Below are 14,005 nucleotides of genomic sequence, written 5' to 3' on the forward strand. Positions count from 1 at the left end.
TTTTGTAATCTCTATCCTGCCCCGTTTTCAATTATTTATAGAAATTGTCGTAATCGACAATTTCGTATCCCCTTGCGGGATAGATTACGACGCGATTTCCATTATTTAGTTCAACTATTCAAGTCAGTACAGTTTCTCTCTTCTTTTATTTAGGCAAGTTAGGCAAGCCTGACACGGATTCGGATTGACACGGATTTTATTGATTTGTTAGCGTTTCTGTTACTTATTTTTTAATTGTGGATAAAACATGTCAGCTAAACTTGGCTGACGCACTTTAAAACTTAACGATTGTAAGCATTGCGGACAAATAAAACTTTGAGAATTATGAAAATTATTATGTAAATTATATGTTGCCCCACAGTTTTTGTATGGACAATTAATAGATTTGCTGTTTATTGGGAATTGATAACCTTTTGAATACTGATCTAATACACTTTTCAAATACTCAAATGAATTAATTTTAGCATCACTATGTGTTGGTTTGCCACCAAGAAAAGCTAACCCAGACAAATTGACATAAATATAATTATTAAGATATGGAACAGGAAAATTTAGTCTTGGTATGTTTTCACAAATTACCCAAACATCTAATTCTAATTGACATGCCATTCCTATTTCATATGCTATCCAGTTTTGAGTATGTTTCCAGCTTAGTGTTCCTTGTGATTGCAAAGTTCTAAAGTTGTTTCCAATAACAAGAAACATTGCAGTAGATTTTCTCATTTCGTCACGAAGGGTTTTCCACGCAGGATTTGATATTTGTTCAAGTTCTGATCGAAATGATCCCAGTTCACACCTTGCAAGAACAGTATCTAAACTGTTTAAGAATTCCTTATCATGTTTAGTGTGCGAAATAAATATTTTTCTTTTATCCATTTTATCCCTCTTATTAATTCTTTGCTAACGACTAAGCTCAGCCGCCGCGGAACGCGGTCGGCTGTAGCGCCTTGATGGACTATTTATTGATTCTTAGTAATTATTTGAATTAAATAGATAGATAAACGCCAAAATCCAAAAGCGAGTAATCCAGAAACTACTAACGACACGTTTTTTTTAATTCTTTCATGCTTTAAAAATATAAGATTTTTAAATTCAATTCTAAAGAAAAAGGCATTAAAGTATAAAAATAGCAGAGCTATAGAAATTCCTATGATTATTCCGATTAATAAATTATTACTTTTTTGAAATAAATATTGTAGAGCAGTAATAGCTAGTATCCATCCAATCCAATCAAACCATATAGCTGTGGCATCAAGAGCAAAAGCGTCAAGGATCTCTATCCATCCCTGTTCAGTTTTTTTCGTTCCAAAATCTATAATAATTCTCTTATTTTTATCCATAACAGTTATTATACGTAATACTTATTTGTTTTTTATTTCGACCTTAATAGGGGTATTTTACTATTTTAGACAAATAAATGCAAAAAACCTTCTTTTGGTATTAAATATTTGACAATATTTTGAAAAAAAGTGTAGAATAGCATAAAATACGTAATGCTGGATATTGAATATATTTAGGGTCTGCTGAAAAATCCAGCAGCCCTTGATTACGGTGATTAACTTCAAGATTACAATGATTAATAACCGTCGAAGTATCACTGTAATCGCAGTTGCTAATCTCTGTAATCAGGGCTTAATGAAAAATATTAAATAACAAAAAGTGCAAGTTTTTTATGTATGCAAAAACCGTGCACTTTTATATGCTTTATTATTACACTATTTGTTGAATATCCAATCATTAATTTCATTTTTCAGTAAGCCCTATATAGTTGTTCCGGAAGCTGTCTTTAAAAAGCGGCAAAGTATTAAAATGACAAATTTACATGCGCATATAAAAAAGACATGACTATTTTACATGATAATACAAAGTAGGTAAAATTGGATTATAAAACTATCCCTGTAGGTTTTTCGTTTCACTCAAAACCTAACCGCAGCGATACGAAGATTGATGGAACAGTAAGGTTTGTATGGATAAAATAATAATTAAGGGCGCAAGAGAACATAACTTAAAGGATATCAGCCTTGAGCTGCCGAAGAACAAGCTGGTGGTAATTACCGGGCTTTCGGGGTCTGGGAAGTCTTCGCTTGCGTTTGATACGATTTATGCGGAAGGTCAGCGCAGGTATGTGGAATCGCTGTCTGCTTACGCGCGGCAGTTTCTGGAGCTCATGGAAAAGCCGGATGTGGATGTTATTGAAGGGTTATCACCTGCGATTGCAATACAGCAAAGGACGCCGTCGCATAACCCACGTTCGATCGTAGGCACTGTAACCGAGATATATGATTACCTGAGGCTTTTGTTTGCAAGGATAGGCATACCTCACTGCCCGCAGTGCGGAAAAGAGATAAAGCCCCAGTCCAGCCAGCAGATAATAGATGAAATAATGGCTATGCCAAAAGATACGAAGATACAGATTCTGGCCCCGATAGTTAGGGGAAGGATAGGGACTTACGAAGAATTGTTTAAACGGTTTTTGAAAATGGGTTATATCCGTGCAAGAGTGAACGGGAAAATTCATGAGCTTGAAAATAAAATAAAGTTGGACAGGTACAAGAAACACAACATTGAGCTCGTCATTGACAGGATCGTTATAAGCCCTGATTCAAGGCAGAGGATCGCTGATTCGGTTGAGACAGCTTTAAAAGAATCAAAAGGGCTCGTGCTTGTTTTAACCGATAAAGGCTCAGGAAGGTTTGATGAGAGGATCTTTAGCGAACATTACGCCTGCACTGACTGCGGTATCAGCTTGCCGGAAATAGAGCCGAGGCTGTTTTCCTTTAATTCTCCGCACGGTGCATGCCCTGAATGCACAGGGCTTGGCAACAAGCTTGAAATTGACGAGAGCCTCGTAATCCCGAACCGTGAACTTTCGATAAGAGACGGCGCAATTCTTCCATGGTCAAACCCAATAACTACAAGGACGCACAGGTGGAAAGGCGCCTGGGGCGGCTACTATGTAGAAATGCTACGTGATGTTTGCAGAAGGCATAATATAGCCGAGAATAAGCCGTGGAAAGAATTAGAAAAAGACGACCAGAAAATATTGCTGTACGGGGATGATGAGTTCGAAGGCGTAATAACTAATTTAGAGCGCAGGTATAAGGAAACAGAGTCCGAATATGTAAAAGAAGAAATATATAATAAGTACATGCGCCAGCAGCTCTGCCCGTTATGCAACGGAGCGCGGCTTAAAAAGGAAGCTTTGTCGGTCCTGATAGACAAAAGGTCCATACACGCTGTCATTGAAATGTCTGTCCTTAAAACCCGGGAGTTTTTTAATGACCTTAAACTGACAGAAAAAGAAAAGGTTATCAGCAAAGCCGTATTAAAAGAGATAAACTCGCGCATTTCTTTCCTGACCAATGTCGGGCTCGGGTACCTGACGCTTGACCGCGAAAGCCATACCCTGGCGGGCGGGGAAGCCCAAAGGATCCATCTTGCAACGCAGATAGGTTCGGGATTAACGGGCGTGCTTTATGTGCTTGATGAGCCTTCCATAGGCCTTCACCAGAGAGACAACAAGAAACTTCTTGATACGCTTATGAAACTTAAAGCGCTCGGTAACACTCTAATAGTAGTAGAACATGACGAAGAGACCATGCGCATGTCAGACTGGATAGTCGACCTTGGCCCGGGTGCAGGGATACACGGCGGAAAAATCGTAGCTGAGGGGACTATCGAAACGGTGCTTAAAGCAAAAGATTCCTTAACAGCAAAATACTTGAACGGACAACTTAAAATACCGGTTCCTGAGAAAAGAAGAAAACCATCTGAAAAAACCCTTAAAATAACTGGGGCGCGGCAGTTCAATTTAAAAAATATAGATGTGGAAATACCTCTTGGCTTGTGTGTATGCATAACAGGGGTTTCTGGTTCGGGAAAATCAACTCTTGTCCATGAGATAATATATAAAGCCCTGGCACAAAAGCTCTACGGTTCAAAAGATATTCCGGGAGCTTATGACAAAATAAAAGGGATAGAAAATTTAGACAAAGTTATAGTCGTAGACCAGTCGCCTATAGGACGCACCCCGCGCTCTAACCCGGCTACTTATACCGGCGCGTTCGGCGTAATAAGAGACCTTTTTTCCATACTTCCTGAATCAAAAAGAAGGGGGTACAAACCCGGCAGGTTCTCTTTTAATGTAAAAGGCGGCAGGTGCGAGAACTGCGGAGGCGACGGGACGCTTAAGATAGAGATGCAGTTTTTGCCTGACGTGTATGTGCATTGCGAAGTCTGCAAAGGGAAACGGTTCAATGAAGAGACACTGCAGGTAAAGTATAAAGGCAAAAATATCGCAGAAGTGCTCGACATGACGGTTGAGGAAAGCTCGGAGTTCTTTGCAAATATCCCAAAACTAAAGCGTGTCCTTGGAACACTTGGTGATGTGGGGCTTGGTTATATTAAGCTCGGCCAGCCTGCAACGACTTTGTCCGGAGGGGAAGCCCAGAGGGTCAAGCTTGCCACAGAGCTTTCAAAAAGAGCTACAGGAAGGACCCTTTACATCCTTGATGAGCCCACGACAGGGCTCCATTTTGCAGATGTAGAAAAACTCTTGAACGTTCTGCACAGGCTTGCGGATGCGGGAAACACTGTGATCGTTATTGAACATAATCTGGATGTAGTTAAAACAGCGGACTGGATCATTGACCTCGGTCCTGAAGGCGGGGACGAGGGCGGGCAGGTGATAGCTTCAGGCACCCCGGAGACAGTGATTAAGAATATAAAATCTTATACAGGAACGTATCTAAAGCCTGTTTTAGAGCCTTAGGCATTGACACTAAAGCTTTTATTAAGTAAAATCTAAAATAATAAAAAAAATATGAAAACTCACCGGAGGCGTAAAATGCTTAAAAAGTTATTTTTAATTGCTTGTTTTTCTATCTTGATTGCAGGGTGTGCCAATAAACAAATGGTCAAACCTGGGACGGAAACACAAAAACCTGAGTCGCAGGAAGAACCTTCCATCCGTTTTGCTGATTGGCAGGCTGTTCCTGAGATGAAAATGATAAACTTTAACTATGATAAATCCGACCTTCTGCCCCAAGCCCGGGAAATATTAAAACAGAATGCCAAGTATCTGCTTGCTAACCCGGACCTTAATATACTTGTAGAAGGCAATTGTGATGAAAGAGGCACTGAAGCATACAACCTGGCCTTAGGGCAAAGAAGAGCCACAGCTGTCCGGCAGTATTACGGTAGATTGGGTATACCGCTTTCAAGTATAGGGACTATATCCTACGGGCTTGAAAAACCGCTGGATCCTGGGCATAATGAAGAAGCCTGGGCCAAGAACAGAAGGGCAGAGACTAAAGTAAGAACCAAAAAAACCGATAAACTTGAAAATAAAGCACCGGCAATACGAGAATAAGAGTAGATAGAGATTTGTTGATAATTTAAAGTCAACGTCGCGGGGCTATCCTGCCCCTGCACCCCTGGTTATCTTTTCTTTGGGTGCACAAAGAAAAGATAAGAAAAGAAATGCACCCCAGAGCCATTCGCTCCTATTTTTCAGGCAGGCCGATAAATCGGCATTCCATTTATGTAAATAGAGGAAGTCACTGCCGGAACTCGCCCCGCCATGGCGGGGCTCAGACAGTCCTCACAGAATTCCCTGAAAAATACTCGCTCATAACCGGCTCCAAAGGGTGGTAAAACATAAACACAACTTATAGATCGTACAAAGTATATAAAACTCCAAATTTTAAACTTGAACCATCTAAATGAAATTTTTTAGGATTATATATCCCTTTTTATTTTTGTTATCATCATTTCTTCTTTCCGGCTGTATAGCCACTACCAATCAATATGTCGACCTTAAAGACGAGATATACCAGCTGCAGTTGAAACTTAATGAAGTACAGAAAAACCAGGCTGACCTTTCCAGTAAAATGGACACGCTTAACTCTAGCATGGATGCACTGACGTCCAAACTTGATGAAACCACCAACAGCATGTCCGTGCTCGGGCAAAGGCTGGATGATGTCGAATCAAACCTGTCCAGGAAAATGAACAAGCTTTCCGAACCTGTCTACCACCAGCCGGTAAAAGTATCCACGTCAGCAGCCGCAGCGCCGGCTCCGCCTGCGCCGGTTATAAGCGACAACTCTTCAGGGCCTGTCCCTTCGAAGCTTTACCAGCTTGCCTACAGCGATTTTTCCAAAGGAAAGTATGAGCTTGCCATAGAAGGCTTTGTGTCGTATTTGAGCGAAAATCCGAAAGGGGAGCTGGCAGACCAGGCAGAGTATTATCTGGGCGAAAGCAATTATGCTTTAGGCAAATGGGATGAAGCCTTGTCTGAATTCGGAGCGGTCGAGACTGATTTTCCCAAGTCAGAGCTGATACCTGCTTCGCGCTTAAAAAAAGCATTATGTTTCGAGCAGAAAAGTAAAATAAAAGAGATGAAAGAACTATTAGGATCTATCATAAAAGATTTTCCGAACTCTCCGGAATCGTTTACTGCAAAAGAAAAATTATATACCTACCGTAACAATAATGATAAATGACCTTAAAATCGCACTCACTTTATCAATTCTTGTTCATGTAAGTGTTTTTCTCGTAACAGCTTATAAATCCAAAAGTGTCATATATTTAAGCCTTCCAGTTGAAATTTTTTTCTATAATGCGCCCAGCCCCACGGTTTCAAGCGGCGACATAATACCTAAGGAAAAAGAAAAAGACGAGGTAGTTATACCCAAGAAAGAAAAAAGGGTAAAGGAAAAGAAAAAACTTAAAGAAACAAAAACAGAAACAAAGCAGGAAACAACGGCCGGGAAAGCTTCTGAATCCGCACCTGCTCACCTTGTGCCTTCAGGCCAGATAAGCGTAGACTCGGCCAGGTTTCCGTATACGTATTATACCAGCATGATCGTTAAGAAGATAAGCCGTAACTGGCAATGGGCCGTTGAGTTCGGGCGTTTAAAAGCCGTGGTTTATTTTAAGATACAGAAAGACGGCAGTTTAACCGAGGTTACCGTGAAAGAATCTTCAGGTGACAGTTTATACGACCAGCAGGCCCTGCGGGCTATAAAACTTTCAGACCCTTTTCCTCCTCTGCCGCAGGGGTATCCGGAGGATAACCTGGGAGTATTTTTTGAGTTTACGTTTAAGGAATAAATAATAGCGTAGAGCGTACAGCGTTTAGCGGATAGTAAAAGTCTTTGACTTTCCTATACGCTCTACGCTAAACGCTATCCGCTAGACTGCAAGGATTCATGATGAATTTCATTAAGAAATTTATTTTATACGAACTTCTATTAATAGTTTCGCTTTCAACCTTTGTGTTTGGAGCGGATATTTATTTGACTTTGTCGGCCCACGGGCAGAGGACGGACCTGGGGATAAGCGGTTTTGTTCCGGAGAACGACAAGGTCGAAGAGGCGAAACTCGGACGCCTGGTAACAGAGGTATTGATAAACGACCTGCTGTTCTCCCGCTATTTTAATATAGTGGAAGGCGGACCTCTTTATACCGGCAAAAACGAAGAACTCCTTGACTGGCAGCAGAGAGGCGCAAATGTCCTTGTTTGCGGCAAAGTCTCCCTAAGGAAAAACGAGCTGGTCGTTACCGGGCAGCTTTTTGATATATACAGCCAGAAAGTCATCTGGGAAAAAACTTTTTACGGTTCGGTCGACGAGTTCCGCTACATTGCGCACGACCTGAACGATGAAATAATATTCAGGTTTACAGGAGAGAAAGGGATAGCTCATACCAAGATCGCCTTCGTGAATAACGGTTCAAAGTCAAAAGAGCTTTACGTCATGGACTATGACGGTTATAACCCCAGGCAGTTAAGTTCCGACCGTTCTATCAACCTGTTCCCGAAATGGTCTCCGGACGGCAAGGAAATAATATTTACCACTTACCGCTACGGGAACCCAGATCTTTACGCGATGGCTGTTCCCGGAGGGGAACGGCGGGCCGTTTCAAAACTGCAGGGTTTAAATACCGCCGGGTCTTTTTCTCCAGACGGCCAGTCAATAGCCCTTACTCTTTCAAGAGGGAATGTCCCCAATATCTATATCATAAAAAAAGACGGCAGTATTATCAGGCAGTTGACTTTTTTGAGGGGAATAGCCACAAGCCCCTGTTTTGCCCCTAACGGAAAAGAGATCGTATATATATCGGACATTCCAGGATGGCCTCAGGTCTACATTATAAATTTAGATACTGGAAGGTCGCGCAGGATAATAACCAGGGGTTTTTGTGATTCCCCTGTATGGTCGCCCAGGGGAGACAGGATAATTTTTACTATGAGGGTCCGTGATTACGGCTATGAGCTCTTTGTCTATGACCTCAACACTTCGGAAGTTTCAAGGCTTACTTACGGCAAAGCAAGGCAGGAAAGCCCTTCATTTTCTCCTGATGGCAGGTTTATTACATATTCTTCCACAATAAATTCAAAAAGCGAGATATACGTGATGGCAGTTGACGGTTCCGGCGTAAGGAAGTTAACAGACCTGCCCGGCTCATCTACCACCCCGAGCTGGTCACCCTGAATTTTCTGCAGCCGCCATTCATTGAGAGCGCGGATGCCGGTGAAGAAGGCCTCAAAGACGGTAAAGAAATTTTATATAGGAGACATAAAATGCTAAGAATATTTTTAGTATCGCTGTTTTTTGCAGGTTCAAGTTTGCTTTTTGCGGAAGATATGAAAACCCCTGCGCCTTCCAGCACAAAGAACGTTTCTTTTGATGTCTTTGTTTCAACGAACATAAAGAAAATAAAAGGGCTTGAAAAAGAGACCCGTAAAAAATTGCTTGATAAAGATGCCTCTATAAGAAGAAATACCGTTCTCGGTCTTGCCGTAAAAGGAAAGACCGGATACCTCCCCGCGTTATTTGCGATGCTCTATGACCAGGATATAGCTGTCCAGCGTGCTTCAGTTATGGCCATCACTTCTATAGGAGAAGAAAAAGCCGCAAAGTACCTTATAGACAAATTCAATATGACCGGCGAGTTAAACATCCAGAACGCGATAATAACGGCATTAGGAGAACTAAAAAGTACGGCATCCCTGCCGTTCCTTGGGGCTTTGTTAAAGGATTCATACCCCGGATTCAGGCATGAATCGCTGAAATCAATTGCTATGATAAATGACCCCGGGACCTACCCGCTGATAGCCGAAATGATAAATGATGAATCGGAAGGCATAAAGATTACAGCTGCAAATCTTTCGGCAGAACTGAATATCCCGGATTCTATCCCGCTGCTTTTAAAAAACCTTGACCATTCGGTTTCGATCGTACGTACCGCTTGTGCAAACGCTTTAGGAAAACTTGGAAACGAGGATTCCATAGAAGGCTTGAAAAAACTTCTTAAGGACAAGGACGAACAGGTTAAAAATGCGGCCGAGGCCGCGATACAAAGTATAAAGGAACGGCTAAAGGCTCCCAAATAAAGAATTTTAAATAGAGGTTGTTTAGGTTTTTTAACAATCTCAAATTTCAAATCTGAGGCCAATATGAAAATTGATATTATTATATTTGACCTTATTACAAAGACATTTCAAAATAGTTTTTTTGATTTTATAATGCCTGTTTTGTCAGATGCAAAATTCTGGCGCCTGCCGATATTAGTTATGGTTGTTTGTCTTGCTGTATTCGGAAAGAAAAAAGGTTTAAAAACCATCTTGCTTTTAATATTAGCCGTCTCTATAAGCGATTTTATCTGCGGGAGCATACTCCAGCCTTTGATCAGCCGGCCGAGGCCCCTTGGAGGAGTAACCCCATCTTTTCCGTCCTGCCACGCTTCGAACATGTTTGCAGCCGCGGCCGTTATTTATTATAGCTGGCGAAAGTTATGGGTGGGGGTAACCGTTGTTACGGTAGCTCTTCTGGTCGGGTATTCAAGGGTATATACGACCTCTCACTATCCAAGCGACGTATTCTTTGGCATGGTATTCGGCACAACATTTGCGATAGGTATAATACTTCTCTACAACTTGATGCAAAAAAAGAAACAGGAAAAAGAACAACGTAAAGATTAAGAAAAAGATAAAGCTAAAGGAAAGACAAAACAAAAATTAAAAATGCTTAAATACATAAATTCGATATTCGAATTAAATAAGAGAAACACGATAATTTTTATTGCTGTCATTACTCTTTGGCGTATTTACCTTGCCTCGACGCTTCAGCTCCATCAGGATGAAGCGTATTACTGGTTATGGTCAAGATACCCCGCCTTCGGTTATTATGACCACCCGCCCATGATAGCCTATTTTATCTGGCTTACGACGCTTTTTTCAAAGTCGGAATTATTTGTAAGGCTCTCGGGTATCCTTGTCCCTTTGGTTTTAAGCCTGCTTGCCTGGAAACTGTCAAAACAGATATTTAAAAGCGAAAAAACCGCCTCAGGAAGCGTTTTCCTTCTTAATATATATCCGATGACCATGGCCGGTTCATTAGTCATTACACCCGATGTCCCGGCATTTTTGTTCTGGGGTTTAAGCGTTTATTTTACCTGGCAGGCCTTTGAAACGCAAAAAACACACTTTTGGTACCTTACAGGCCTGTGTTTCGGGTTGTCCCTTGTTTCAAAATATACTACGGTTTTGTTGGCTCCATGCCTGTTCCTTCTTTTGATATTTACCGATGAAAGAAAACATTTAAAGACAATACACCCCTATTTAGCAGTTTTTTTAGCTCTGACCGTATTTTCGCCGGTGATCTGGTGGAACATGCAGCACCAATGGATCTCGTTCAAGTTCCAGCTCGGCCACGGTATGGGTGCAAGAGCGGTTTTTTCTTTAAGCAACCTGTTTGAATATATAGGAAGCCAGCTTCTTGTTATTACGCCGTTTGCCTGGCTGGCAGGGATATCGGTTGTTGTTGCGTATTTATTTTCTAAAAATAAAGGGAAACTATTTTTAGCCTTAACATCTCTTCCTGTAATACTGTTCTTCGGTTATGCGGCCATGAAAAAACCCGGGGAGGCTAACTGGCCTGCGCTTGCATATTTCAGCTTTTCTATAGCTCTTTCCGGATACCTCTTAAGCGATGAGGTTATATCCGGGTTTAAAAAAACCGTATGGGCCATTATTCTTTTAACATGTTTATCTGCAACATGCATCGCCACGCTCCATACCCGTTTTACGGTTTTAAACCTTGGAAAGTTCAATAGAGAGTGGCCTAAGACCGACGCTACTAATTTTTTCTACGGCTGGAAGGAGCTTGCAGGTGAAGTAACAAAGTACAACGACGTTTGGTTCATTATAACGCCTTCCCACCAGATAAGCGCCCTGCTTTCTTATTATACGGATGAAAAGTATTTTACGTACATCGATGAAAAACTCACCAGAAAAAGCCAGTTCAATATCTGGGGGTTCCAGGAAAAATATTACGGGAAGAACGGTCTTTATGTCAATACAGACGACATGACCCTGGAACCATACAAGGAATTATTTGAAAGCTGCGACGCTCCAAAGATGCTTACAGTTTACAGGAACGGTTTCCCCATCAGGGGCTACAGGATAACCTACGGGAAAAATCTGATAAACAAAATGCAGCTCATTTAGGGTATTGACAAAACAAAAAATATTTGTTATATTAATAATGAAGACATAGATGTCTTAGTAGTTGCAACGAAGCTCCCAACATTAGGCGGAGCTTTTTTTATTTGCCGGTCATTGACTGGCAAATAACCCTGTGGTTAGTTTTATTCTATAAACCAGAACAAAACTGCATGGGGTAGATTAAATTTGTTAATTAAGGTTGTATAGGACAATGAAGCCCTTTTTGTAAGGCAGGATGCCTTTAAAAAGGGTTTTTCTATTAATAGGCAAAGTAGCCTGTACTAGGCATAGGCGCCCACAAGAAATGTGGGTTTTTATTTTTGAAAACAATTTGGAGGATAATCCCGCCCTGGCGGGATTTCACGCATTGAAATTTACATTAAGGAGTTCAAAATGAAAAAATTAATATGTTTGTTGTTTTTTACTGGTTACTGGTTACTGGTCACTGTTCACTGTAACGCTACACCGTCTACTCAAATATGGAACCCGTCAACTGATATACAGGGAGTGAAAACATTTCATCTTGGCATTGATGATTATTTTTCTGTATCAAATAATGATACAAAGCCCTATCAGTTCGCCACTGATGTCAACCTTACCTATGGTTTGGTAAAGAACCTGGAAGTCGGAATAGATATATTTGAACCTTCCACAGATCCGTTTCAATTTAATGCCAAATACGGGCTGCCGGAAACGGATCAATTGCCGGCCATGGCGGTTGGAGCAATGAACTTGGGCACTAAAACCGATGTTACCAACTACAACATATTATATGTAGTTGCCGCAAAGACATTTAAACCACTTCCCCGCTTGTCGCTTGGATATTATTCCGGTAATGACAAGCTGTTTGTTGATGAGCTTGGCGAAAAAGCAAATACTGGACTGATATTGAGCCTTGATAAACAGTTAACCGATAACGTGTGGGCTTGTATTGACTATGCTTCCGGCAAGAGCTGGTACGGCGAAACGAGTTTTGGTTTTTCCTACCTGTTTGCCACGAACACCAGCATAATCTTTGGTTATGTAGTTTACAATAATGACAAGATAAACAAAAACAACCAGGTTACAACACAGTTGGATATAAATTTTTAAAGATAGACAACAGACAACAGACAGAAGGCATAAAAGCCCTGGTTTTGAGTCTGTGGTCTGAAGTCTCAAGTCTGATATACGGAGGTTACTAAAATGGATAATATATTAAAAATCGACAGTGGCGACACAGCCTGGGTACTGATGTCAACAGCACTTGTTATGCTGATGACACTTCCGGGGCTTGCTTTTTTTTATGGAGGGTTGGTAAGAAAGAAAAATGTGCTAAGCATTCTGATGCAATGCGCAATTATGTTATGTGTAATAAGTTTGCAATGGATATTGTTCGGTTATAGCCTTGCATTCGGGCCAAATAAAGGTTTCTGGGGAGGGTTTCAATGGCTGGGTTTAAACGGTGTAGGCCTTGAACCGTACGCCGATTATGCAGGAACAATCCCGCATCAACTGTTTATGATATTTCAAGCGATGTTTGCCGTAATAACTCCTGCTTTGATAATAGGCGCATTTGCGGAAAGAATGAAGTTTTCGGCATTCCTTCTATTTAGCATACTATGGGCTACCTTTGTGTATGACCCTATAGCTCACTGGGTATGGGGTATAGGCGGTTTCTTAAGAAACATGGGCGCCCTTGATTTTGCAGGAGGTACTGTAGTCCATATTAATGCCGGTATTGCTGCCATAGTCACAGCCATTGTAATTGGAAGAAGGAAAGGTTACGGGTCGCCAATACCACCGCACAATTTACCGTTTACCATGTTAGGTGCAGGCCTTTTGTGGTTCGGCTGGTTCGGGTTTAATGCTGGAAGCGCCCTTGCGGCAAACGGTCTTGCAGTCAATGCTTTTATTGTGACGAATACAGCTTCGGCTGCTGCCGGGCTTATGTGGGCGGTTCTTGAATGGTTCCATAACGGTAAACCTACCACCCTTGGTGTTGCCACAGGCGCTGTTGCCGGCCTTGTTGCTATAACCCCGGCTTCAGGCTTTGTGGGTTCCATGTCCGCTATCTTAATAGGTTTAGGTGTCAGCCTGATATGTTTTATAATGGTTGCTGTAGCTAAACCGAAGCTTGGTTATGACGATTCTCTTGACGCTTTCGGCGTCCACGGCATAGGAGGGATTTGGGGTGCCCTTGCTACAGGGCTTTTTGCTTCAAAAGCTGTCAATCCTGCAGGTGCTGACGGGTTATTTTTTGGAAATCCGGCACAGTTCATCATTCAGCTAAAAGCCGTAATGATAACTATCGCTTACAGTTTCATGGTAACCTTATTGATATACAAATTAGTTGACGTATTAATAGGGGTAAGGGCTAAGGAAAAAGAGGAAGTGCTAGGCCTTGATTTAACAGAACACCACGAAGGAGCGTATACGGTGTTATAAAAATTGTAGGGGCGGGCCTTGCGTCCGCCCGATATAAAATAATATAAAATCATCAAAATGGGCGGA

At 41.6% G+C, this 14,005-nt stretch carries 12 protein-coding genes; 10 read left to right on the forward strand and 2 right to left on the reverse strand.

Annotated features, from left to right (window positions below; genetic code table 11):
* Positions 1-219 precede the first annotated feature (219 nt).
* Both LHV68_09205 and LHV68_09210 read right to left on the reverse strand, forming a co-directional pair.
* Positions 220-876, reverse strand: coding sequence for a hypothetical protein (locus LHV68_09205; GenBank protein MCB4792051.1), 657 nt, complete (start codon positions 874-876; stop codon positions 220-222).
* Positions 877-959: 83 nt separating this feature from the next.
* Positions 960-1,340, reverse strand: a complete 381-nt coding sequence (locus tag LHV68_09210; GenBank protein MCB4792052.1) for a hypothetical protein — start codon at positions 1,338-1,340, stop codon at positions 960-962.
* 626 nt (positions 1,341-1,966) lie between these two features.
* On the opposite strand from LHV68_09210, the gene uvrA reads away from it, so the two are divergent.
* The 10 genes from uvrA (at position 1,967) to LHV68_09260 (ending at position 13,939) form a co-directional block, all read left to right on the forward strand.
* Positions 1,967-4,771 (forward strand): excinuclease ABC subunit UvrA, encoded by a 2,805-nt coding sequence (uvrA, locus tag LHV68_09215; GenBank protein ID MCB4792053.1) that lies wholly within the window; start codon positions 1,967-1,969, stop codon positions 4,769-4,771.
* Positions 4,772-4,846: 75 nt separating this feature from the next.
* Entirely contained in the window at positions 4,847-5,371 is a 525-nt protein-coding gene (locus LHV68_09220; protein ID MCB4792054.1) for an OmpA family protein, read from the forward strand.
* 352 nt (positions 5,372-5,723) lie between these two features.
* The gene (locus LHV68_09225) at positions 5,724-6,506 is read left to right on the forward strand and encodes a tetratricopeptide repeat protein (GenBank protein ID MCB4792055.1); all 783 of its coding nucleotides are present in this window, start codon (positions 5,724-5,726) and stop codon (positions 6,504-6,506) included.
* Positions 6,496-7,116 (forward strand): TonB family protein, encoded by a 621-nt coding sequence (locus LHV68_09230; GenBank protein MCB4792056.1) that lies wholly within the window; start codon positions 6,496-6,498, stop codon positions 7,114-7,116. Before LHV68_09225 ends, LHV68_09230 begins: the two co-directional genes overlap by 11 nt.
* A gap of 98 nt (positions 7,117-7,214) precedes the next feature.
* Positions 7,215-8,498, forward strand: a complete 1,284-nt coding sequence (locus LHV68_09235) for a Tol-Pal system beta propeller repeat protein TolB (protein ID MCB4792057.1) — start codon at positions 7,215-7,217, stop codon at positions 8,496-8,498.
* Between the two features lie 89 nt (positions 8,499-8,587).
* The gene (locus tag LHV68_09240; protein MCB4792058.1) at positions 8,588-9,400 is read left to right on the forward strand and encodes a HEAT repeat domain-containing protein; all 813 of its coding nucleotides are present in this window, start codon (positions 8,588-8,590) and stop codon (positions 9,398-9,400) included.
* Between the two features lie 63 nt (positions 9,401-9,463).
* Positions 9,464-9,988, forward strand: coding sequence for a phosphatase PAP2 family protein (locus LHV68_09245; GenBank protein MCB4792059.1), 525 nt, complete (start codon positions 9,464-9,466; stop codon positions 9,986-9,988).
* 42 nt (positions 9,989-10,030) lie between these two features.
* Positions 10,031-11,515 (forward strand): glycosyltransferase family 39 protein, encoded by a 1,485-nt coding sequence (locus LHV68_09250; GenBank protein MCB4792060.1) that lies wholly within the window; start codon positions 10,031-10,033, stop codon positions 11,513-11,515.
* A 390-nt stretch (positions 11,516-11,905) separates the two neighbouring features.
* Complete coding sequence (locus LHV68_09255) at positions 11,906-12,604, forward strand: hypothetical protein (GenBank protein MCB4792061.1); 699 nt, start codon at positions 11,906-11,908, stop codon at positions 12,602-12,604.
* Positions 12,605-12,697: 93 nt separating this feature from the next.
* Entirely contained in the window at positions 12,698-13,939 is a 1,242-nt protein-coding gene (locus tag LHV68_09260; protein ID MCB4792062.1) for an ammonium transporter, read from the forward strand.
* Positions 13,940-14,005 lie beyond the last annotated feature (66 nt).

The sequence above is a fragment of the Candidatus Liberimonas magnetica genome, assembly GCA_020523885.1.
Taxonomy (GTDB): Bacteria; Elusimicrobiota; Endomicrobiia; order Endomicrobiales; family JAFGIL01; genus Liberimonas; species Liberimonas magnetica.